The organism is Streptococcus mitis, assembly GCF_905187535.1.
Classification (GTDB): Bacteria; Bacillota; Bacilli; order Lactobacillales; family Streptococcaceae; genus Streptococcus; species Streptococcus mitis_BS.
Genome location: NZ_CAJJIE010000047.1, coordinates 20,915 through 43,556, shown reverse-complemented (window position 1 = coordinate 43,556; position 22,642 = coordinate 20,915). Strand labels below are relative to the sequence as shown.

Here is a 22,642-nt window from a genome sequence, read left to right as displayed (position 1 = left end):
GGTTATTCTCCTACAACTTTGATATTTTGAATGTAGACATTTACAGTCTGAGCAGTAATTCCAAGTTGGTTTTCCAAACTAAAACGAACACGCTCTTGAATGTTTTTTGACACTTCGCTAATCTTTGTTCCGTAGCTCAACACGGTATATACATCAACTGCAATACTGCCATCTTCGGCCGCCTTTACGACGACACCTTTAGAATAATTTTCCTTACCTAGAAGGGCTTGGAAATTATCTTTGAGGGCATTTTTACTAGCCATACCGACCACACCAAAAATTTCAGTTGCTGCTCCACCTACGACGGTTGCAATCACTTCATCTGTTAGTTCGATTTGACCATCTTTTGTATTAATTTTTACAGTCATCCTTTTTACCTCAACTAGTTGATACTCTATTTTATCATATTTCAGCCCAAGTGTAAAAGCAGAATACTGTATCAGCGGATATTTACTCTATTTTTCAAATGATGTTACACCCACAGAAAAAGAAAAAGACCCTAAGGTCTCCTTACTTTTATTATTAAACGCGTTCAACTTTACCTGATTTCAAAGCACGAGCTGAAGCCCAAACTTTTTTAGGTTTACCATCGATAAGAACAGTAACTTTTTGAAGGTTTGGTTTTACGGCACGTTTTGTTTGGTTCATCGCGTGTGAACGGTTGTTTCCTGATACAGTCTTACGACCTGTAAAGTAACATACTTTAGCCATTGTGTTTTCCTCCTATTAGATCTAATATAGCGGATGTGCTAGCACCACATACCGTACTATGTTATCACACTTTCTTCATTTTTGCAAGGGAATTGGAAGATTTTTTTATTTAACGTAGACAATTCCCAACTTCCCAAAAGCCACATCTCCACGGATAATCAAGGTTTTGCTGGTTGGGACTAGAGGAGTATCTGCCTTAGCTACGCCACAGAAAGTTTCTACCTTTAAATCAACTCCCCAATGTTGGGGAACATAGATAACTGCATTGCCAAAACCAACTTCCACTTTCAGAGTTGCGGTATCTCCTAAAATCTCTGCATTGTCATAATATATCTTGGCATTGCCAAAACCAACTTCTACTTGATCTTCTACCAATTCTTGCTCTTGCTTGTAGAAAGTCCCAGTCCCAAAAGCAACTTCCTTATCTGTCAGAATGGTCTTTTCACCGTCATACCACCATTTTTTCCCATTCCAAGTTCTGTTAGAATGAGTGAGTGCGCTGACACCCATTACGATTAAAATACTTGCCCAGAACAATGACTGATTAGGAATTGGTAAAATGCCATAAAAGTGGTTAGCAATCATTAAGGCTACTAGAGCTGTAAAAGAGGCTGAAGTTAAGTGACGACGCAACAAAGCTCCAACTGATTGATAGGCAAAAAATGCAATACCAAGCAAGGGCCAAATTTGCCCACCGAATGAAGGGATTCCAAAATTTCCTTGTAATAATATTAAAGCTGCCAATACTAGCAACACAATACCAAATGCTTTCTTTTTCATGTTCTTACCTCATGTTTCTTAGATTTTCTTTTAGGAGGGATTGGTAATGCCGTGACACATGAACCTCCTTGTGGGTCTGATAAAAGGAAATGGTGCCCGTTCCTGAAAAGGACTTGTCAACCGAGTAAACTTGCCGAATATTAGCAATGGTCGACTTGGATACTCGACTGAAATAACGGGGCAGGATAGACTCTAACTCATAGAGTTTAAGTCGAACCTCGTAGGCATCTTTCTGGGTATGGGCGTAAATCTTGTTCCCCTCTGTTTCAAAGAAAAGAATTTCCGACAAGTCCAGATAATATTCACCCGTCCCCTTGTAAAAAATCAACCTAGGAGACTTGGATTCTTGCAAGAGCCGCTGTAAATCCGCAATTTCATCTGTCAAAGCCGCTGCCTTGATGACAATTTCAGTTTCCTCTAAATTGCTGTCAATTTCGATTCGTAACTTCATTCCATCTCCTTTCTGACTCTACTATATCAAAGCTAAAATAAGAAAACAAGAGCAAAAAAGCAAGTGGTTACTTTAGACTCGTAAGTGGTTGTAAGGCTACCCTAACTTACAGGTCAACATAGAAAGAAAATCACACCCCACACAAGAGCACAAATATAACCAACCACTACATCCTTGGGATAATGCACACCACCTAGGACTCGCACAAGGCCTAGTAAGGCTGACAAGGTCAAACAAGCCATCCCTACAGATAAACTAGCATGCAAACAAGCCATGGAAATAATGCTTGCTGAAAAGACATGACGACTGGGCATAGACTGACCAGGACTATCTCTGTCAAGCAAGGGTTTAATAGCCCATTCCTCATAAGGCCTAGGGGTATTGATTTTCTTACGAAGAAAGGACAAAATCACAAAGCCTGACGCAGGGATACACACATAGATCAAGACCTGTTTACCAAGTCCTTCTTGGAAGTAGGTAGTGGCTAACAAGGTTAGATAAATCATAGGCATAACTACTGTCATGAACCGATTGAAAGTTCTTAACAATCTCAGAAAGATAGGCCTATTCTCAATGTTACCAGCAATGTGGTCATACCATTCTTGATAATTTTTCATATATTTTCTCATCACTTACTCAAATTTTTCTTATAGGGAAGCACTTGTCTTCTAGTATAGTGCAGAAAAAGAAGGTCGTCAAGCCTTCTTTGGGTTTATTCTTCTGCTTCGTCTTCTGTAAACTGACTGTTGTAGAGGTCAGCGTAGAAACCAGCTTGCGCCATCAGCTCATCATGATTGCCTTGCTCGATGATATTGCCATCTTTCATAACCAGAATCAGATCAGCATTACGGATGGTTGACAAGCGGTGGGCGATGACAAAGGAAGTTCTTCCTTCCATCAAACGGTCCATGGCCTTCTGAATCAATTCCTCTGTCCGAGTATCAACAGAAGAAGTCGCCTCATCTAGGATTAGGAGTGGCGCATCTTTTAACAAAGCACGAGCAATTGTCAAGAGTTGTTTTTGTCCGACAGACAAGGTCACTGTGTCGTCCAAGATGGTATCGTAACCATCTGGTAGGGTCATAATAAAGTGGTGAATCCCTACAGCTTTGCTTGCTTCAATCACGCGCTCATCACTAATCCCCTTTTGGTTATAGATAAGATTGTCGCGAATGGTTCCTTCAAAGAGCCAAGTATCCTGCAAGACCATTGAAAAGGCATCGTGTACTTCCGAACGCTTCATCTCTTTGGTATCCACACCATCGATACGGATACTTCCCTTATCAATCTCATAAAACTTCATCAAAAGATTGACAATGGTTGTCTTCCCAGCTCCGGTCGGTCCGACGATGGCAACCTTTTGACCTGCATGAGCCGTCGCAGAAAAGTCATGGATAATAGTTCGCTCTGGTGTATAACCAAAGGAGACTCGATCAAAGACTACTTGACCTTTCATGTCGCTCAATTGTCTTTCTTTATGGGATTCATCTTCCATCTCCTCTTCAGCCAGGAATTCGAAGACACGTCCCATGGCTGCACTAGCCTGCTGAAGACTAGTAATTCCCTGGGCAATTTGTGAAAGAGGCTGAGAAAAGATACGAACGTAGGCCATAAAGGCAACGATAATCCCGATACTGATGTGCCCATTTAAGGCCAAGGCTGCACCAACGATAATCACCAAGGCATAGCTAAAGTTCCCAATAAACATCATAATCGGCATCATAATCCCTGAAATAAATTGAGATTTCCAGATACTATCATACAGACGATTGTTTAATTTCGCAAACTCTTCTTTCGTGCTCTCGATAGCATTGTAACTGGTCACAACATTATGGCCAGAGTACATTTCCTCCACATAGCCATTGACAGCTGCCAAATCTTGTTGCTGACTCTTAAAGAAGCCCTGAGATTTGCCCATAAAGACAGACACGAAAGCAAAACCGATAAGAGTTGAAACAACCGTCACCAAGGCTAAAATCCAGTTCATTCCAAACATGGTCACCAAGACTGCCACGACCAATAAAGTGGATGAAAGAACTGTCCCCAGACTTTGATTAAGGGACTGGGCTGCAGTGTCAACGTCATTGGTTACACGAGACAAAGTATCCCCCTGAGAGTGTCCATCAAAATATCCCAATGGAAGGCGATTAATTTTCTCTGCAATAGCTCTTCTCAAACGCTCTGAAAAACGTTGAATAGCTGTTGTAAACAGAAAAGCTTGCAAATAATTTGATAAAAGTCCAATCACATAGATGACGGCCAAAAAACCACCAATAGCTGCAACCGCCGCGACATCCACACTTGTTTCCAGACCACTGGCAATGATATTAGTCATTTCCTTAATACGGGTTGGCCCATAAACAGTAATGATATTGGATAGGATTGTTGCTAGAAAGGCGATTAGAAGGGCAAACTGGAGGCCTGCAAGATAGGGTTTACTCTGTTTCCAGAGAGACATTTTCTTATTTTCCATGTTCCAATTCCTCCTTCGATAGTTGTGAATAGGCAATTTCTTGGTAAACTTCGTTATTAGCTAGAAGTTCCTTGTGGGTGCCTTGTCCCACGACTTTTCCTTGATCCAAGACCAAAATCAAATCTGCATCCATAATTGTTGAAATACGCTGTGCGACGATGAGTTTGGTCATAGATTTTGTTTTCTCTGCTAACTCTTGGCGAAGAACTCGATCTGTCTTGTAGTCCAAGGCTGAGAAGGAGTCATCAAAGATGAGGATTTCTGGCTTCCGAGCCAAGGCACGCGCAATTGCTAGACGCTGTCTTTGACCACCTGAGAAGTTAGTTCCTCCTTGGGCCACTTCTGACTCTAAGCCCGCTTCCTTGTCTTCGATAAAGTTCTTAGACTGGGCCAACTCCAAAGCCTGCCACATAGCCTGCTCACTAAGTGGTGTTTCTTGACTTTGTCCAAAGTCTAGATTGTCTTTGACATCACCTGAAAAGAGAACAGCTTTTTGTGGAATATAGCCAACCTTGTTGCGCAAATCTTCTAGAGCATAGTCTTGAACATTGACACCGTCCACCAGAATTTCTCCTGCTGATACGTCATAGAAACGTGGAATCAGATTGACCAGAGTTGATTTACCTGAACCCGTTGACCCAATGAAGGCCACTGTTTGACCAGTTTCTGCTTTAAAGCTAACATTCTCAATAACCGCCTCCGAATTTGCCGCATATCGGAAGGTCACATCCTTAAATTCGACCTGACCTTTGAGGTTTTCATCAGCCAGCTGCACTTGAGCAGGGTTTTGGATAGAAGAATGCAAATCTAAAACTTGATTAATCCGCTTAGCAGAGACCATAGTTCGGGGAAGAACGATGAAGAGTGCTCCCATGAGAAGGAAGCCCATGACAACCTGCATGGCATAAGACATGAAAACAATCATATCACTAAAGAGAGGCAGACGTGCTATCGGAGCAGCGTCGTTAATCACATAGGCCCCAATCCAGTAAATCGCCACACTCAAACCACTTGAAATTCCCATCATGATAGGGTTCAAAATAGCCATAAGACGGTTGACAAACAAATTCAAGCGTGTCAATTCATCATTTGCTGCTGCAAATTTTTCATTTTGGTATTCTTCAGCATTGTAGGCGCGAACGACACGAATACCTGTTAAACTCTCACGAGTGATACTGTTCAGTTTATCAGTCAGCCCCTGAATCAAGGACTGTTTTGGAAAGGCTAGCGTCATCAAGACTGTCGTCATCAAAACATTGACAATCACTGCTACAAGAACGGCCCAGAGCCAGTATTCTGAATGGTCTAAAATCTTCCCGATAGCCCAGATAGCCATAATCGGACCACGCGTTACCACTTGCAAGCCCATGGTAATCAACATTTGAACTTGAGTAATATCATTGGTAGTACGCGTCAAGAGACTGGGAATAGAGAATTTCTTAATCTCTGTCTGCGAGTAATCCAAAACTCGGTTAAAAATATCACTTCTCAGCCTACTAGTATAAGAAGCTGCCACTCGGGATGCAAAAAATCCAACTGCAACTGCGGATAAGAAGGCTAGAAAGGACATTCCCACCATCATGCTTGCCGGCTGCCACAACTCATCTAAATTAGTTCCTTGACTACCTAGCAAATCCGTAATTTTCGAGATATAGGTCGGCACTTCCAACTCCAGATAGACCGAAAAGCATGTAAAGAGAATGGCTAGTAAAATCATCCCCCATTCTTTTCTACTAATTCTTTTGGCTAATTTCTTCATTCTCTTCTCCTATTCCCTTGATATTTTCCTGTAGTTGACCGAGAACTTTCTCAAAAATCAGTAATTCATCTTCATCAATGCCTTCCATCAACTGCTTGTCTATGCGTTCAAAAAAAGCCTTAACCTGCTTCATTTGAGAACGCGATTTGTCTGTCAGACGAACAAACTTAGCCCGCTTATCGCTAGGACTCGCCTCCAATTCCACCAAACCATTTTGTACCATACGCTTGACCAAATTACTAGCAACAGACTTGGTAATATTGAGTTCCTGCTCGATATCTTTAATCAAGACCAAGTCTTGGTTTTTCTCACGATTATCCAAAAAACGCACAACCTGACCTTGAGGCCCACCCATAAATTCAATACCACAACGTTTGGCTTCCTTTTGCACCATGAGGTGAATCTGATGACCAAAACGCTTAAAGACTAACATCGGTTTATCCATACTAACTCCTTTCTAACCATTGCATTTAGTTCTCCTAGGAACTAAATAAGTTTTCATGAGAACTATTTTACCACTTTGAAAAGAGATGTCAATAAAAAGTTTCCTAGAGAACTATTTTCTTGATTCAAAAAATCCCAAGTGATTTTTTCACTTAGGATCATGTTCTATAGGTTAAATTAGAATCCATCTACGTTTGTGTAGATCTTTTGTACGTCTTCGTCGTCTTCAAGAACGCTGTAAAGTTTTTCAAAGGTTTCAAGGTCATCCCCTGACAATTCCACTTCTGACTGAGGAATCATTTCTAATTCAGTAACTTGGAATTCTTCGACACCTGACTCACGGAGGGCAACGATAGCCTTATGAAGGTCAGTTGGAGCTGTGTAAACTGTGATTGTACCTTCTTCTGCTTCTACATCATCCACATCCACATCTGCTTCAAGCAATTGCTCAAAGACTGCATCGGCATCTTCACCTGCAAATACGATAACTCCCTTGTTGTCAAAGAGGTATGAAACCGAACCTGAAGCGCCCATGTTTCCACCGTTTTTACCAAAGGCAGCACGGACATTAGCCGCTGTACGGTTAACGTTTGAAGTCAAAGTATCCACGATCAACATAGAACCATTTGGTCCAAAACCTTCGTAACGTCCTTCTGTAAAGGTTTCGTCTGTGTTTCCTTTAGCCTTGTCCAAAGCTTTATCGATAACGTGTTTTGGCACTTGAGCTTGTTTAGCACGGTCGATAACGAATTTCAAAGCTGAGTTTGATTCTGGATCTGGATCACCTTTTTTAGCTGCTACATAGATTTCTACACCAAATTTTGCATATACTTTAGAGTTAGCTCCATCTTTAGCCGTTTTCTTGGCTACGATATTGGCCCATTTACGTCCCATTAGGAATCTCCTTTTTTCACATTTTAATCTTTCTTATTATAACACAAGTTTTTTCGATTTTCACTAGAGGAAATGGATTTTATTCAGTAAATACAACTAGGATAGCACTTTAGTTGCTAAAATTTCCTTGCCTTCTTTTATCAAGGGGTGACGAAACAGTGAGAAATACAGTTGAATGGTCATGGCAACCCAGATTAAGGGTTCGCAAAGGATAACTCCCTTATATCCTGCCCAAGGGATAATCAAAACCACAAAAGCGATTTTCCCGATTAGTTCGATAAAGCTAGAAACCAGAGGAAGGACTTTTTGCCCCAAGCCCTGCAAACAATTGCGATAAATCAACAAGAGACTCAGAATGGGATAAAAGGCTGAGCTGATTTGCAGATAGAGACTACCATTTTCTACCAAGTAGCTATCCGTCGAACTGGCCAAGAAGGAAACCAAGGCTGGACTGGCAAAAAAGAGGAAGATACAAACAAAAACTGCCCAGGATATACTTAAACGACTGCCGATTCGAAGACCTTGAACAATGCGGTCTGGGCGCTTAGCACCTAAATTCTGTGAAGCAAAGGTCGTCATTGATGCAGAAATAGCGGTCATCGGAAGAAGGGCGAAAGCCATAATGCGTCGAGCCGCCGTCTGGGCACTAATAATCACTGCACCAAAGGTATTAACAGAAGACTGTAAAATCACACTGCCTATAGATACAATTGAGCTCATCAAGCCCATAGCCAAACCTTGCTCCAAGAGGTCAGCGTATAAGGCCTTATCCCATTTGAAATGCTTGAGTTGAGGCAAAAGTTCTGGCACACTCTTACGAATATAATAAAAGCAAAGAACCGCTGATAAGCCTTGCGAAATGATGGTAGCAAGTCCCGCGGATTGAACTCCAAGATGCAATTGCGTAATAAAATAGAGATCCAGAACTACATTGACCAGAGCAGAGAAAATCAAAAAACCAAGCGCAGCTAGACTGTCCCCAATAGACCGCAACAAGCCTGCAAAAAGATTATAAGCAAAGCTGACACCAACACAGGTTACAATCATAGAAATATATTGATAAGACTGAGGAAGGATTTCTGCAGGAGTATCTAAATATTGCAAGAGTGGATACAGACCGACAAATCCCAGCAGCATAACTACAATACTCAAAAGAGCACCTAAAATCCAGATGGCTGCCACTGCCTCCTTGATTTTAGTGAAATTCCGAGCTCCATAATAGCGGGCAATGACAATCCCCATGCCATTACCAACACCAAGAGTAAAACCTACAATCAGGTCAAAAATCGCTGTCGTCGCCCCTACCGCAGCCAAGGATTCTTGACCAAGGAAACGTCCAACAATCAAGACATCAGCAGTATTATAGAGCTGTTGAAAAATATTTGATAGCAAGATTGGGAAGGCGAAGCTTAAGAGCGAGGGAAGAATTGGACCATGTATCAGGTCCACTGTTCGTTTTTTATTCATAAGGCTATTATATCAGCTTTCTAGAGGAGCGACAAGAAACAGCAAACTATAGATGATCTAAAAACTTGAATCAAAAACCAAAAAAGCAGCGGATGTTCTCCACTACTTTGACACCTTATTCTTCAATTTCGATTTCAAGTTCGTCGCCTAGGTCAAGAGTTACTTCTTCATTCACAGAATCTGCTTGAACTGCTTCATCTTTTTTAGTTTCAACGCCTTCTACAGAAGCTTCCTCTCCATCAATCAAACCAAATTGAACACGGACTTGATGGTCAATTTCATCAAAGATTTCTGGGTTATCTGCCAAGTATTTCTTAGCATTTTCAGAACCTTGCCCGATTTTCTCATCCTTGTAAGAGTACCAAGCTCCTGCTTTTTTGATGATATCCAAATCGCTTGCGATTTTCAAGAGTTCACCAGTCTTAGAAATACCTTCTCCGTACATGATTTCAACGAAGGCTTCCTTAAATGGTGGAGCCACCTTGTTTTTCACGACCTTGATTTTAGTTTCTTTACCGACATTGGTATCTTTTTGGTCACCAGTTCCCTTGATTTGTGTGCTTCCACGAACATCCAAACGGACTGATGCGTAGAATTTCAGAGCACGTCCACCAGGAGTTGTTTCTGGATTTCCAAACATGACCCCAACTTTTTCACGCAATTGGTTGATAAAGATGGCAATTGTTTTGGTTTTATTGATAGAAGCACCAAGTTTACGCATAGCCTGGCTCATCATACGAGCCTGCAAACCAACGTGGCTATCACCGATATCTCCATCAATTTCCGCACGAGGGACAAGGGCCGCAACTGAGTCGACTACGACAAGATCCACGGCTCCTGAGTCAATCAATTTTCCTGCAATCTCAAGACCTTGCTCTCCTGAGTCTGGTTGTGACAAGAGCAATTCGTCAATGTTGACACCAAGGGCCGCAGCATAAGCTGGATCAAGGGCATGTTCCGCATCGATAAAGGCAGCAATACCACCTTCTTTTTGTGCTTGCGCAACTGCATGAAGGGCAACCGTTGTCTTACCAGATGACTCTGGCCCATAGATTTCAATGATACGTCCCTTAGGATAACCACCTGAACCAAGGGCAATGTCAAGAGCCAAAGAACCTGAGCTCATCACTTGCACCTTTTGCTCCGCACGTTCACCCAAACGCATGATTGAACCCTTACCAAAGTCTTTCTCAATCAATTTAAGAGCGTCATTCAAGGCTTTTTCACGTTCTGCCCCGAATTTTTTTGAAATTTCATCTAATTTTTTTGGTTTTTTCGCCATTCTATTCTCCTACATTCTAATGGTCCTCAGACCTATCTACTATTATATCAAAAGTTAGTCACTTAATAAAGCCTTGCGAACTAGGTTAAAGGCATGCATAACCGCAATGTGACGTACATCTGCTCGACTTCTGCCTCCAATATTGACCTTGATGACCTCAGTTCCTTGCTCTTGAGCCAAGCCTATGAAGACTGTCCCAGCTGGATGTCCTTCTAGGCTATCTGGCCCTGCCACACCAGTCAAACTAAGGCCAAAATCAGACTGGGTCTTGATTCGTGCCTGCTCAGCCATCTTCTGTGCTGTAAATTCAGACACCACACCCTGTTCTTCCAAATCCTTGACAGGAATATCCAACATCTTTGATTTTTCCTCCAAGCTATAGGTTACAAAACCACCCTTAAATATACTTGAAGCACCCGAAAAATCCGCTACCCTAGCTTGGAAAAGACCAGCCGTCAAACTCTCAGCAGACGTGATGGTTTTCCCTTGCCTTTTCAGTTCTTCTACCACAATGCTAGCTAAACTAGTTTCTTCCCCATAACCATAACAAAGATCTCGTAAAGAAAGGCCTTCAAAGGTCTGGCGACCTAAGATTTGATTTTCCAAGATATCCAGCACTTGATTCGCCTCTTCTTGGCTGCTAGCTTTTGTTGACAGACGCAGAGTGACTTCTCCTGTCTTAGCATAAGGGGCCAAGGTCGGATCGGTTTGATTATCAATCAAATCAGACAAAATCGTAACCAACTGGCTCTCGCCAATCCCAAAGAAACGAAGAACTCGGGAATGCAGCTTGCTCCCTGTCATCAACTTGGGTAGAAGTTGGTTTAAAACCATAGGTTTTAATTCACTTGGTGGACCTGGAAGGACAACGTAGGTCACTCCATCGACTTCCAATATTCCTCCCACAGCCAGTCCTGTTTCATTTGGCAGTGGAATCGCTCCTTCTACAAGTTGAGCTTGTCTTTCGTTATTCGGTGTTCGGGCATAGTCTGGTCTCTGGGCAAAAAAGACATCCAACTTCTCCTGCGCCTGAGGATCAAAGACTAATTCTTTCCCTAAAAATTTAGCCAGAGTTTGTTTGGTCAAATCGTCCTCAGTTGGCCCTAAACCACCTGTCAAAATCACTAGACTACTACGTTGACTGGCAATTTCGAGCAAAGACAAGAGACGAGCTTCATTGTCTCCTACAGCCGTCTGAAAATATACATCTACCCCAATCTCTGCTAGTTTTTCCGACAAAAACTGAGCATTGGTATTGACAATCTGTCCTGTCAAAATCTCTGTTCCAACAGCAATGATTTCTGCTTTCATGTTTCCTCCTACCTATCTATTCGTATTTTTTTGAAAAAATCGCAGGAAATTTCCCACGATTTCAACTATAAATTAGATTATTCTACATCTTCTTGATTTCTTGTACTACTAATCGTACCTGTTCCCAAACCGATACCATTTTGATTTCCGAGAACATTTTCATATAAGACTGCATTTGTCTCTAACTCTGTCACCTTCGGTTTATCAAGTGAAGTTCTCAAAAGATTCTGGATCTCTAACAAATGGTTAGCAGTTACGATTTGATAAGATGTCCCTTGCAATTCGGCGTCTTCTCCTCGTAATTGTTGAGTTTCAATCGTTTTAAACGAGTCCTGGTAACCTAACAAGCTTGGAATACTTTTCGCAGATAAATCAATGTTGGTTTGCATATTAGTACTTAGGGCTTTTAAGATAGATTGATAGTGACTAACACTATTCAAACTAAGAACTTTTTCAACAACCTTTTGAATGACTTCACGCTGACGCTTCTGACGTCCGTAGTCCCCTTCTGGATCCTGGTAGCGCATGCGAGAATAAACAAGAGCTTCATCTCCATTTAGAGTTTGTTGCCCAACACCAATAGAAATAGTATTAAATTCCTCTTGGTCACTAATAGAAATCGGGAAACCTAGCGTGTTATTGACAGTTATACCACCCACTGCATCGACTAATTGTTGTAATCCGTGCATATTGACCATAATATAGCGGTCAATATGGATGTTCATCATCTTCTGAATGGTTGAGATAGCTAATTCTGCACCTCCACCCGCATAGGCGGCATTCAGTTTCGCTTCTTCAATACTACCATCTTTATGCTGAATTTTAGTCAGGATATCACGTTCCAAACTCAACATCATGGTCTTTTTCGTGTGCGGATTAACTGTCAAAAGAATCATGGAATCACTATTTCCCTCCCAAGGGTCCGTTCGTTCTTCGTTTCCAGTATCAACCCCCATTAAAAGGATCGTTAAGGGTTCAGTAGCCTCAATAACATTGGTTTCTTCCCCAATCTTTTTATAGGTTTTTGATAAGGTTTCTGTACCTTGCTGATAAATAGTATAAGCAAAAACACCCACACCTAAAACTGTCACAGCTAGAAAAGCTAGCACCATTCCAATAATTTTTTTAACCATATTTCTATCAATCTATCAGTCTACCCATCAGGTAAACATCTATAAATTTCCCTTCTTCTATGTACGCACCGCGCTCTTGTCTACCTTCAATTACAAAGCCATGCTGTTGATATAAATGAACTGCACCCTGATTGCGAGTTTGGACAGTTAGTTGAAGTCGACGAAGAATGCCACTAGCCTGTGCCCATTCTACGACTTCTTCAAGTAACAAACTCCCCAGTCCATTATTCCAATACTTCTGACCAATCACAATAAAGAGATCTCCAATATGACGAACTCTCTTGCGTTGATCAGCTGTGATATTCACAAGACCAGCAATTTCATCATTCAGCAAGGCCAGTAAAGTGATTTGATTTTCAGAGTGAGCCTGTTTATCCAAAAACAACTCCATCTCAGTATCTGTCATCAAAATGCCATTCCTGTCCAGACTGGTAAAATCTGTTTCTACACTGACACGATTTAAAAACGTCACTAACTCAGCAGCATCACCAGGTTCTGCTTCTCTAATGAGCAATTCATACTCCATGTTGAAGCTCCTCTAAAAGTTTTTCTGCACGTGAACCCTTTGCTTGGAAATGTAATCTGCGACCTTCTTCTTCTTTTAGAATTTCTAATTCTAAATAAGTATCTGGTAGAGCATCACCTAAGAGATTCCCCCACTCGATGACGGTCACCCCACCACCAAAGAGAAACTCATCTAAATCGATAGAATCAGCGTCCCCCTCAATACGATAAACATCTAAATGATAAAGAGGAAGACGACCTTCATACTCTCTCACAATAGTATAGGTTGGACTCTTAATCATCTGAGTAATCTGTAACCCTTTAGCAAGGCCTTTTGTAAAAGTCGTTTTGCCTGCTCCAAGTTCTCCAGTTAGAATTAAGACGTCATTTTTTTCTAATAAATAGCCCAAACGTTCACCTAAGGACTGTAACTCTTCTTCGTTTTTAGTGTACATGTTTCTATTATACCAAAAACTTGTTCTTTGTCTAGGTATTATCTATGAATTCCATATTATGAATTAAAAACTTGAGCCAGTCCTTGTTATGATTTTAAAATAGGAACAGTAAAAAGACAACTAACAAGATATCTCTCATCAAATGACTGTAAAATGAAACTTCCCAGCGAATGACTTTTGGCACCAACAGTCCTAGAAATAGCATTCCCAAGGCAATATAAAAGGTCATGGATAATAGCATCCAAGGATTTCTGAGAAAGATTAGAATAGCTAGTCCACTAATAAAACAAATTTCCTTCTTTCCTAAAAACTTTTTCACTCCATTTACATACTTCTGAATTGGCAGAAAAACTAACAAATCAATACCAAATAAGAAAAAGAAACTCGGTAGAAAGGCTCCCACAAATCCTTCTACGGATGTATTTCCTGCAAGGATATGTTCTATGACAATTAAAGCTAAACCCAAAATATTTACTAAGAGCAAGAGACTATACAAGAATTGTTGCTTATCTTCCTTAAAAACTGAATAAGATTGATTTCGCTGTCCACTATAGTAGTTTATCCCTGCCCCAATACTGGCAAGGAGCAACATGCCAACTAAATAATAGAAACAGTTTTGATTTAACATCAAGGCCCAAGTCGATAAACTTAAACAAGAACAGCTACCAATACCAAAAACTGTCATCAATAACAAAACACGAATTTGCTTTTTCATTTTTTCCATCATTCTTCCTCCCTACTTGCTCTTATTATAAGCTAGAGATTCTCATCATTGCTAGAATATTTCTCAACTGTCAGTTTTCTACTCTAAAATGCAAAAAAGTTTGATGCAAGTATCCCTTACATCAAACTTTTATTATTTCTCTTCAAACCAGAGAGCAATTTCTCGCTTAGCTGACTCTTCTGAATCTGAACCATGTACAACATTTTGGATAGGTTGATTTTCACTAGCAGCTTTTGCAAAATCACCACGAATAGTTCCTGGTAAAGCTTCTTCTGGACGAGTTGCCCCCATCATGGTCCGCCAAGTTTCGATTACTTTGGGACCAGAAATGATGCCCACAAGAACCGGTCCTGAAGTCATAAATTCACGAATCGATGGGTAAAAACTTTGACCAACCAAGTCCTGATAGTGCTGGTCAATTAACTCTTCTGAAACCTTTGTACGCAACTCCAATTTTTCGATTGTCAATCCACGTTGTTCGATGCGCTTTAACACTTCACCCACTAGCCCTCTTTTTACACCGTCTGGTTTAATGATAAAAAATGTTTGTTCCATACCCGTCTCCTTTGTCAGCTTCTTTCTTTTATTTTACCACATTTCATGGAAAAATGGAGAAAGTTTTCAGAAAAGAGAAAGAGAACCCGAAGGCTCTCTCATTCTCTTTTATTCTACTGTTTCTTCCACAGTTTCAACGGCAGTATCCACAACTACTTCTGTTGTTTCTTCATTTCCTTCTTCCTCTACTGGAGGATTAAGGTATTCTTCTTCGTTGATAGCTTGTGGTTCAAGGTTACGGTAACGGGCCATACCAGTACCAGCTGGGATGATCTTACCGATGATAACATTTTCTTTAAGTCCAAGGAGATGGTCTTTCTTACCACGGATAGCTGCATCTGTAAGGACACGAGTTGTTTCCTGGAAGGAAGCCGCTGACAAGAAACTATTTGTTTCAAGTGAGGCTTTGGTAATTCCCATAAGGACTGGGCGACCTGTCGCTGGAACTCCACCTGAGATAAGGACATCTTTGTTAGCATCTGTAAAGTCATTGATATCCATGAGGGTACCCATGAGAAGATCTGTGTCACCTGGATCCATGACACGGACTTTACGGATCATTTGACGAACCATTACCTCGATGTGTTTGTCACCGATTTCTACCCCTTGGCTACGGTAAACTTTTTGTACTTCACCGAGAAGGTACGTTTCAACTGACAAGACATCACGAACTGCAAGGAGACGTTTTGGTTGGATAGAACCTTCTGTCAAAGCAGCACCACGCGCTACTTGGTCTCCAACCTCAACACGCATACGAGCTGTAAATGGAACGACGTACTCACCTTCGCCAGTTTCACCCTTAACAAAGACTTTCTTAGTACGAGTTGATGCATCTTCTTCGATAGCAGTAACTTGTCCTTTAACCTCTGTGATAACCGCTTCCCCTTTAGGATTGCGGGCTTCAAAGATTTCTTGGACACGAGGAAGACCCTGAGTGATATCGGTATTTGAGGCAACCCCACCCGTGTGGAAGGTACGCATTGTAAGCTGTGTACCAGGTTCCCCGATAGATTGGGCAGCGATTGTTCCAACTGCTTCACCAACTTCAACCGCATCACCAGTCGCCAAGTTGATACCGTAACAGTGACGGCAGACACCGTGACGAGTGTTACATGTAAATACGGAACGGATAGTCACTTCTTCCACACCAGCATTAACAATTTCACGCGCCTTGTCTTCTGTAATCAGCTCGTTTGGACCGATAATCACTGCACCAGTTTCTGGGTGTTTAACAGTTTTCTTAGTGTAACGACCGTTGAGACGCTCTTCGAGTGACTCGATCATTTCTTTTCCTTCTGCGATAGAGCGGATCAAAAGACCACGGTCAGTTCCACAGTCGTCCTCACGGATGATAACGTCTTGGGCAACATCAACCAAACGACGAGTCAAGTAACCTGAGTCGGCTGTCTTAAGGGCCGTATCGGTCATACCTTTACGGGCACCGTGAGTTGAGAAGAACATTTCGAGTACTGACAAACCTTCGCGGAAGTTTGAAAGGATTGGCAATTCCATGATACGTCCGTTCGGAGCTGCCATCAGACCACGCATACCGGCAAGCTGTGAGAAGTTTGAGATATTACCACGGGCTCCAGAATCCATCATCATAACGATTGGGTTCTTAGGATCTTGGTTGGCAATCAAGCGTTTCTCTAGTTTTTCACGGGCAGCACGCCATTCAGCTGTAACGGCATTGTAACGCTCGTCGTCTGTAATCATACCACGACGGAATTGTTTTGTGATTTGTTCTACACGTTTATGTGATTCTTCAATGATTTCAGCCTTGTCATCAACGACTGGGATATCGGCAATACCCACTGTCAATCCTGCAAGAGTTGAGTGGTGGTAACCGAGGTTCTTCATACGGTCAAGTAGGGCAGAAGTTTCTGTCGTACGGAAACGTTTGAAGATTTCAGCGATGATATTCCCAAGGTTTTTCTTCTTGAATGGAGGGTTAAGTTCAAGATTTCTGATAGCTTCCTTGATATCTCCACCAAGTGGCAAGAAGTATTTAGCTGGAACGCCTTCTGTCAAGTTGGCATTGTTTGGTTCTTGCAAGTATGGTAGACCCTCTGGCATGATGTCGTTGAAGAGGATTTTACCAACTGTTGTAAGCAAGACCTTATGTTTTTGCTCTTCTGTCCAAGGCTTGTTGAGGCTGTCTGTTGCGATACCAACACGTGAGTGGAGGTGAACATAACCATTACGGTAAGCCATAACCGCTTCGTCACGGTCTTTGAAGACCATTCCTTCACCTTCACGACCAGCTTCTTCCATAGTCAAGTAGTAGTTACCCAAAACCATGTCCTGAGACGGAGTAACAACTGGTTTACCATCTTTCGGGTTCAAGATGTGCTCAGCAGCTAGCATCAAGATACGAGCTTCTGCTTGGGCTTCTTCTGAAAGCGGTACGTGGATGGCCATTTGGTCCCCGTCAAAGTCGGCATTGTAGGCTTCACAGACAAGCGGGTGCAAGCGAAGGGCCTTACCATCAATCAAGACTGGCTCGAAGGCTTGGATACCCAAACGGTGAAGGGTCGGTGCGCGGTTCAAAAGCACTGGGTGTTCTTTAATCACTTCTTCAAGGATATCCCAGATACGCTCATCTCCGCGTTCCACCAAGCGTTTAGCAGCTTTGACGTTTTGCACGATATCACGGGCAACAATTTCACGCATCACGAATGGTTTAAAGAGCTCGATCGCCATTTCACGTGGCACACCACATTGGTACATCTTAAGCGTTGGACCAACGGCGATAACAGAACGTCCTGAGAAGTCAACACGTTTACCGAGCAAGTTTTGACGGAAGCGTCCTTGTTTACCTTTAAGCATGTGGCTCAATGATTTCAATGGACGGCTACCTGGTCCTGTGATTGGACGACCACGACGACCATTGTCAATCAAAGCGTCAACTGCTTCTTGAAGCATACGCTTCTCATTTTGAACGATAATACCTGGTGCATTCAACTCAAGCAAACGAGCCAAACGGTTGTTACGGTTGATAACACGGCGGTAAAGGTCATTCAGGTCAGATGAGGCAAAACGACCACCATCCAACTGCAACATTGGACGAAGATCTGGTGGAATAACCGGAAGGATGTTGAGAATCATCCATTCAGGTTTGTTTCCAGACTTGTAAAAGGCATCCAAAACATCCAAACGACGGATGGCTTTAACACGTTTTTGTCCAGTAGCTGTTTTCAATTCTTCTTTGAGTTCAGCGATTTCTTTTTCAAGATCTACTTGTTTCAAAAGGTCTTGGATGGCTTCGGCACCCATCTTAGCAACGAATGATCCATAACCATACTCACGCAAGCGCTCACGGTATTCGCGCTCTGTCATGATAGACTTATGCTCAAGTGGTGTATCTTTAGGATCAATCACCACATAAGCTGCAAAGTAGATAACTTCCTCAAGGGCACGAGGACTCATATCAAGGGTCAAGCCCATACGACTTGGAATCCCCTTGAAGTACCAGATGTGAGATACAGGAGCTTTCAATTCGATATGTCCCATACGCTCACGGCGAACTTTCGTACGCGTTACTTCAACCCCACAACGGTCACAAACAATCCCTCTGTAACGAATGCGTTTGTACTTACCACAAGCACATTCCCAGTCTTTTGTAGGACCAAAGATAACTTCATCAAAGAGTCCTTCACGTTCTGGTTTCAAGGTACGGTAATTGATTGTTTCAGGTTTTTTGACTTCTCCATAAGACCATGAACGGACTTTACTTGGAGAAGCTAGGGTGATTTGCATACTTTTAAAACGATTTACATCAACCACTATTTCTTCCCTTTCTATTCTAAGTGAACTGCTTATTCTTATTCAGCAGCTTCTTCTGTTGCTTCCGCTTTTGTTGCTTTCTCAGCTTCTTCAGCTTCAAAAGCTGCTTTAGCCTCTTGTGCTGCTTTTTCGCGGGCTTTTTCAAGGTCATCTACGTGGATGACATCTTCGTCCATTCCTTCATCCAAGTCGCGAAGTTCCACTTCTTGGTCATCTTCGTCTAGGACACGCATATCAAGACCAAGAGATTGCAATTCTTTGACAAGAACTCGGAAGGATTCTGGAACACCTGGTTTTGGAATTGGTTTTCCTTTTGTAATAGCTTCATAAGCTTTCAAACGTCCGTTGATATCGTCAGACTTGTAAGTCAAGATTTCTTGAAGGACATTTGACGCACCGTAAGCTTCAAGAGCCCAAACCTCCATCTCACCGAAACGTTGTCCACCAAACTGAGCTTTACCTCCGAGTGGTTGTTGGGTAACAGTTGAGTAAGGTCCGACTGAACGCGCGTGCAATTTATCGTCAACCATGTGGTGGAGTTTGATCATGTACATGACTCCGACAGAAACACGGTTATCAAATGGTTCCCCAGTACGTCCATCGTAAAGGATCGTTTTGGCATCGCTATCCATACCTGCTTCTTTAACAGTTGACCAAAGGTCTTCAGAACTTGCTCCGTCAAAGACTGGTGTTGCGATGTGAATACCAAGAGTACGAGCAGCCATACCAAGGTGAAGCTCCATAACCTGACCGATATTCATACGTGATGGCACCCCAAGTGGGTTCAACATGATATCGACTGGAGTTCCATCTGGAAGGTAAGGCATGTCTTCTACAGGAACGATACGAGAGACAACCCCTTTATTCCCGTGACGTCCGGCCATCTTATCTCCGACCTTGATCTTACGTTTTTGAGCGATGTAGACGCGAACCAGCATATTAACACCTGATTGCAATTCATCTCCATTTGCACGTGTAAAGATCTTAACATCACGAACGACACCATCGGCACCGTGTGGTACACGAAGAGAAGTATCACGCACTTCACGAGATTTATCTCCGAAGATAGCGTGCAAGAGACGTTCTTCAGCTGAAAGGTCTTTCTCACCCTTAGGTGTTACTTTACCTACAAGGATATCGCCTTCTTTAACCTCAGCACCGATACGGATAATACCCATTTCGTCAAGGTCTTTAAGAGCGTCTTCCCCAACATTTGGAATTTCACGAGTGATTTCTTCAGGCCCAAGCTTTGTATCGCGCGTTTCTGATTCGTATTCTTCAAGGTGAACAGATGTGTAGACATCGTCTTTAACCAAGCGTTCACTCATGATAACAGCATCCTCGAAGTTGTAACCTTCCCAAGTCATGTAGGCAACGATTGGGTTTTGTCCAAGCGCCATTTCTCCATTTTCCATAGAAGGTCCGTCAGCAATGAAATCGCCTTTTTCAACGACATCGCCAACTTTTACGAGAGTGCGTTGGTTGTAAGCAGTACCTGAGTTTGAACGACGGAATTTTTGGATGTGGTAAACGTCCAATGAACCATCTTCACGACGAACTTCTACCTTGTCAGCATCTGCATAGGTAACTTTACCGTCATACTGAGCAATCACAGCAGCTCCTGAATCGTGGGCTGCTTGGTATTCCATACCAGTACCAACGTAAGGTGCTTTTGGATTAATCAACGGCACAGCCTGACGTTGCATGTTGGCTCCCATGAGGGCACGGTTGGAGTCATCGTTTTCCAAGAAAGGAATACATGCTGTCGCAACGGCAACTACCTGTTTTGGTGATACGTCCATGTAGTCAACAACATTAGCTGGATACTCTTGGTTGACCCCTTGGTGACGTCCCATGACAACTTTTTCAGCAAATGTTCCATCTTCATTCAGACGAGAATTAGCCTGTGCTACAGTAAATTCATCTTCTTCATCGGCTGTCAACCAAACGATTTCGTTCGTAACAACACCTGTTTCACGGTCAACCTTACGGTATGGTGTTTGAACAAAACCATACTTATTCAAGTGTCCGTAGGATGACAAGTTATTGATCAAACCGATGTTAGGTCCTTCAGGTGTCTCGATTGGACACATACGGCCGTAGTGAGTGTAGTGCACGTCACGGACTTCATATCCAGCTCGGTCACGTGTCAAACCACCAGGTCCTAAGGCTGATAAACGGCGTTTGTGAGACAACTCAGAAAGCGGGTTGTGTTGGTCCATGAACTGTGACAACTGTGATGAACCAAAGAATTCTTTAACCGCAGCTGTTACAGGACGGATATTGATAATTTGTTGTGGTGTCAAGACTTCGTTGTCTTGAACAGACATACGTTCACGGACATTACGTTCCATGCGAGAAAGTCCAAGGCGTACTTGGTTGGCAAGCAATTCACCAACCGCACGGATACGACGGTTTCCAAGGTGGTCGATATCATCTACACGGCCAAGTCCTTCAGCCAAATTGAGGAAGTAGCTCATTTCAGCAAGGATATCTGCAGGAGTGACGATACGAACCTTGTCATCTGGATTAGCATTACCAATAATAGTTACAACACGGTCTGAATCTGTTGGCGCAACAACCTTGAATTTTTGAAGAACAACTGGCTCCGTTACTACGGCCGCATCGTTTGGAATATAGACAATTTTGTTCAAATCGCCATCCAAATGACTTTCAATACTTTCAATGACGCTACGAGTCATAACAGTTCCAGCTTCTACCAAGATTTCTCCAGTTTCAGGATCTACCAATGGCTCTGCAATGGTTTGGTTGAGCAAACGTGTTTTGACATTGAGTTTTTTATTGATCTTGTAACGACCAACTGCCGCCAAGTCATAGCGACGTGGATCAAAGAAACGAGCTACAAGCAAGCTACGTGAGCTTTCAGCAGTCTTAGGTTCACCTGGACGAAGGCGTTCGTAAATTTCTTTCAAGGCTTCGTCTGTACGAGAGTCCATTGGATTCTTGTGGATATCTTTTTCAACAGTGTTACGAACCAATTCGCTGTCACCAAAGATATCAAAGATTTCGTCATCACCTGAGAAACCAAGCGCACGAACCAAGGTCGTAAATGGAATCTTACGAGTACGGTCGATACGAGTGTAGGCAATATCTTTTGAGTCGCTTTCAAGCTCCAACCAAGCTCCACGGTTAGGGATAACCGTTGAACCGTAGCCCACTTTACCGTTTTTATCAACTTTGTCGTTAAAGTAAACACCTGGTGAGCGGACCAACTGAGATACGATGATACGTTCACCACCATTGATGATGAAAGTACCCATTTCTGTCATGATTGGGAAATCACCAAAGAAAACTTCTTGAGTTTTGATTTCGCCTGTTTCTTTATTGATCAAGCGGAAGGTTACAAAAATTGGTGCTGAGTAGCTAGCATCGTGGATACGAGCTTCTTCTAGCGTGTATTTTGGTTCCTTGATTTCATATCCAACAAATTCCAACTCCATAGTGTCTGTGAAGTTTGAAATTGGCAATACATCTTCAAACACTTCCTTAAGACCATGGTCTAGGAAATCTTTGAATGAATCAGTTTGAATTTCAATCAAATTTGGTAAGTCAAGAACTTCTTTGATTCTTGAAAAACTACGACGGGTACGATGTTTCCCGTATTGAACGTCATGTCCTGCCAAGATGATTCTCCTTTGTAAATAAGTTCCAAGCCTTGTCAATCAGGCTTTTCTAATCGTCATATGGTTTTAAAAACCCCTATCACCGTGTCCTCTTGATAAATTTTCAGAATCTTTAAGTCTTTGTTACAAGTGCTTGAAATCCTGAAAAAAAGCACAAAAAGAGCAGCTAAATCTGACTTTTTCAGAAGATTTAACTGCTGTGAGCCTTGTCTGGACAATATTTCAGACAAAACCTACGACAAATGATTATTCATATTATACCCTATTTA

At 42.2% G+C, this 22,642-nt stretch carries 19 protein-coding genes; all 19 read right to left on the bottom strand.

Annotated elements, in window-relative coordinates; all coding sequences use genetic code 11:
- Positions 1-2: 2 nt before the first annotated feature.
- Positions 3-368, bottom strand: a complete 366-nt coding sequence (locus JQ841_RS05110; RefSeq protein WP_000216437.1) for an Asp23/Gls24 family envelope stress response protein — start codon at positions 366-368, stop codon at positions 3-5.
- Between the two features lie 154 nt (positions 369-522).
- The gene (gene rpmB, locus JQ841_RS05105) at positions 523-711 is read right to left on the bottom strand and encodes a 50S ribosomal protein L28 (protein ID WP_001140948.1); all 189 of its coding nucleotides are present in this window, start codon (positions 709-711) and stop codon (positions 523-525) included.
- Between the two features lie 105 nt (positions 712-816).
- On the bottom strand, positions 817-1,491 hold the full coding sequence (locus tag JQ841_RS05100) for a LiaF transmembrane domain-containing protein (RefSeq protein WP_049546725.1): 675 nt from the start codon (positions 1,489-1,491) through the stop codon (positions 817-819).
- 4 nt (positions 1,492-1,495) lie between these two features.
- The gene (locus JQ841_RS05095) at positions 1,496-1,942 is read right to left on the bottom strand and encodes a LytTR family DNA-binding domain-containing protein (protein WP_020901878.1); all 447 of its coding nucleotides are present in this window, start codon (positions 1,940-1,942) and stop codon (positions 1,496-1,498) included.
- Between the two features lie 113 nt (positions 1,943-2,055).
- Positions 2,056-2,559 carry a phosphatase PAP2 family protein gene (locus tag JQ841_RS05090; RefSeq protein ID WP_203180314.1) on the bottom strand — a complete coding sequence of 168 codons (504 nt, stop codon included), beginning with the start codon at positions 2,557-2,559 and terminating at the stop codon, positions 2,056-2,058.
- 95 nt (positions 2,560-2,654) lie between these two features.
- A complete protein-coding gene (locus tag JQ841_RS05085; protein ID WP_203180313.1) occupies positions 2,655-4,415 on the bottom strand; it encodes an ABC transporter ATP-binding protein in 1,761 nt (586 codons plus the stop codon).
- On the bottom strand, positions 4,405-6,174 hold the full coding sequence (locus tag JQ841_RS05080) for an ABC transporter ATP-binding protein (RefSeq protein ID WP_203180312.1): 1,770 nt from the start codon (positions 6,172-6,174) through the stop codon (positions 4,405-4,407). The genes JQ841_RS05085 and JQ841_RS05080 overlap by 11 nt, the downstream gene beginning before the upstream one ends.
- Positions 6,149-6,619, bottom strand: coding sequence for a MarR family winged helix-turn-helix transcriptional regulator (locus JQ841_RS05075; protein WP_024057606.1), 471 nt, complete (start codon positions 6,617-6,619; stop codon positions 6,149-6,151). The genes JQ841_RS05080 and JQ841_RS05075 overlap by 26 nt, the downstream gene beginning before the upstream one ends.
- 176 nt (positions 6,620-6,795) lie before the next feature.
- Complete coding sequence (locus tag JQ841_RS05070) at positions 6,796-7,512, bottom strand: YebC/PmpR family DNA-binding transcriptional regulator (RefSeq protein ID WP_000532883.1); 717 nt, start codon at positions 7,510-7,512, stop codon at positions 6,796-6,798.
- A 96-nt stretch (positions 7,513-7,608) separates the two neighbouring features.
- Complete coding sequence (locus tag JQ841_RS05065) at positions 7,609-8,979, bottom strand: MATE family efflux transporter (protein ID WP_020902721.1); 1,371 nt, start codon at positions 8,977-8,979, stop codon at positions 7,609-7,611.
- A gap of 115 nt (positions 8,980-9,094) precedes the next feature.
- Complete coding sequence (gene recA / locus JQ841_RS05060; protein ID WP_004262099.1) at positions 9,095-10,261, bottom strand: recombinase RecA; 1,167 nt, start codon at positions 10,259-10,261, stop codon at positions 9,095-9,097.
- Positions 10,262-10,315: 54 nt separating this feature from the next.
- Positions 10,316-11,572, bottom strand: coding sequence for a competence/damage-inducible protein A (locus JQ841_RS05055; protein ID WP_000642690.1), 1,257 nt, complete (start codon positions 11,570-11,572; stop codon positions 10,316-10,318).
- Positions 11,573-11,649: 77 nt separating this feature from the next.
- Positions 11,650-12,705, bottom strand: a complete 1,056-nt coding sequence (gene lytR, locus JQ841_RS05050; RefSeq protein WP_020902719.1) for a glycopolymer--peptidoglycan transferase LytR — start codon at positions 12,703-12,705, stop codon at positions 11,650-11,652.
- A gap of 7 nt (positions 12,706-12,712) precedes the next feature.
- Positions 12,713-13,231, bottom strand: coding sequence for a GNAT family N-acetyltransferase (locus JQ841_RS05045; protein WP_203180311.1), 519 nt, complete (start codon positions 13,229-13,231; stop codon positions 12,713-12,715).
- Positions 13,221-13,664: a tRNA (adenosine(37)-N6)-threonylcarbamoyltransferase complex ATPase subunit type 1 TsaE gene (gene tsaE, locus JQ841_RS05040; RefSeq protein WP_203180310.1), complete on the bottom strand. Its 444-nt coding sequence runs from the start codon at positions 13,662-13,664 to the stop codon at positions 13,221-13,223. The genes JQ841_RS05045 and tsaE overlap by 11 nt, the downstream gene beginning before the upstream one ends.
- Positions 13,665-13,758: 94 nt before the next feature.
- Positions 13,759-14,391, bottom strand: coding sequence for a competence protein (locus JQ841_RS05035; RefSeq protein WP_238395598.1), 633 nt, complete (start codon positions 14,389-14,391; stop codon positions 13,759-13,761).
- A 129-nt stretch (positions 14,392-14,520) separates the two neighbouring features.
- The gene (gene ndk, locus JQ841_RS05030) at positions 14,521-14,943 is read right to left on the bottom strand and encodes a nucleoside-diphosphate kinase (RefSeq protein ID WP_203180309.1); all 423 of its coding nucleotides are present in this window, start codon (positions 14,941-14,943) and stop codon (positions 14,521-14,523) included.
- A gap of 108 nt (positions 14,944-15,051) precedes the next feature.
- Positions 15,052-18,729 (bottom strand): DNA-directed RNA polymerase subunit beta', encoded by a 3,678-nt coding sequence (gene rpoC, locus JQ841_RS05025; protein ID WP_203180308.1) that lies wholly within the window; start codon positions 18,727-18,729, stop codon positions 15,052-15,054.
- Between the two features lie 38 nt (positions 18,730-18,767).
- Positions 18,768-22,373 carry a DNA-directed RNA polymerase subunit beta gene (gene rpoB / locus JQ841_RS05020; protein ID WP_203180307.1) on the bottom strand — a complete coding sequence of 1,202 codons (3,606 nt, stop codon included), beginning with the start codon at positions 22,371-22,373 and terminating at the stop codon, positions 18,768-18,770.
- Positions 22,374-22,642: the final 269 nt, after the last annotated feature.

Coding starts and splice junctions, on each gene's coding strand:
- JQ841_RS05110 (WP_000216437.1), bottom strand. CDS start 368: ATGACTGTAAAAATTAATACAAAAGATGGTCAAATCGAACTAACAGAT.
- rpmB (WP_001140948.1), bottom strand. CDS start 711: ATGGCTAAAGTATGTTACTTTACAGGTCGTAAGACTGTATCAGGAAAC.
- JQ841_RS05100 (WP_049546725.1), bottom strand. CDS start 1,491: ATGAAAAAGAAAGCATTTGGTATTGTGTTGCTAGTATTGGCAGCTTTA.
- JQ841_RS05095 (WP_020901878.1), bottom strand. CDS start 1,942: ATGAAGTTACGAATCGAAATTGACAGCAATTTAGAGGAAACTGAAATT.
- JQ841_RS05090 (WP_203180314.1), bottom strand. CDS start 2,559: ATGAAAAATTATCAAGAATGGTATGACCACATTGCTGGTAACATTGAG.
- JQ841_RS05085 (WP_203180313.1), bottom strand. CDS start 4,415: ATGGAAAATAAGAAAATGTCTCTCTGGAAACAGAGTAAACCCTATCTT.
- JQ841_RS05080 (WP_203180312.1), bottom strand. CDS start 6,174: ATGAAGAAATTAGCCAAAAGAATTAGTAGAAAAGAATGGGGGATGATT.
- JQ841_RS05075 (WP_024057606.1), bottom strand. CDS start 6,619: ATGGATAAACCGATGTTAGTCTTTAAGCGTTTTGGTCATCAGATTCAC.
- JQ841_RS05070 (WP_000532883.1), bottom strand. CDS start 7,512: ATGGGACGTAAATGGGCCAATATCGTAGCCAAGAAAACGGCTAAAGAT.
- JQ841_RS05065 (WP_020902721.1), bottom strand. CDS start 8,979: ATGAATAAAAAACGAACAGTGGACCTGATACATGGTCCAATTCTTCCC.
- recA (WP_004262099.1), bottom strand. CDS start 10,261: ATGGCGAAAAAACCAAAAAAATTAGATGAAATTTCAAAAAAATTCGGG.
- JQ841_RS05055 (WP_000642690.1), bottom strand. CDS start 11,572: ATGAAAGCAGAAATCATTGCTGTTGGAACAGAGATTTTGACAGGACAG.
- lytR (WP_020902719.1), bottom strand. CDS start 12,705: ATGGTTAAAAAAATTATTGGAATGGTGCTAGCTTTTCTAGCTGTGACA.
- JQ841_RS05045 (WP_203180311.1), bottom strand. CDS start 13,231: ATGGAGTATGAATTGCTCATTAGAGAAGCAGAACCTGGTGATGCTGCT.
- tsaE (WP_203180310.1), bottom strand. CDS start 13,664: ATGTACACTAAAAACGAAGAAGAGTTACAGTCCTTAGGTGAACGTTTG.
- JQ841_RS05035 (WP_238395598.1), bottom strand. CDS start 14,391: ATGATGGAAAAAATGAAAAAGCAAATTCGTGTTTTGTTATTGATGACA.
- ndk (WP_203180309.1), bottom strand. CDS start 14,943: ATGGAACAAACATTTTTTATCATTAAACCAGACGGTGTAAAAAGAGGG.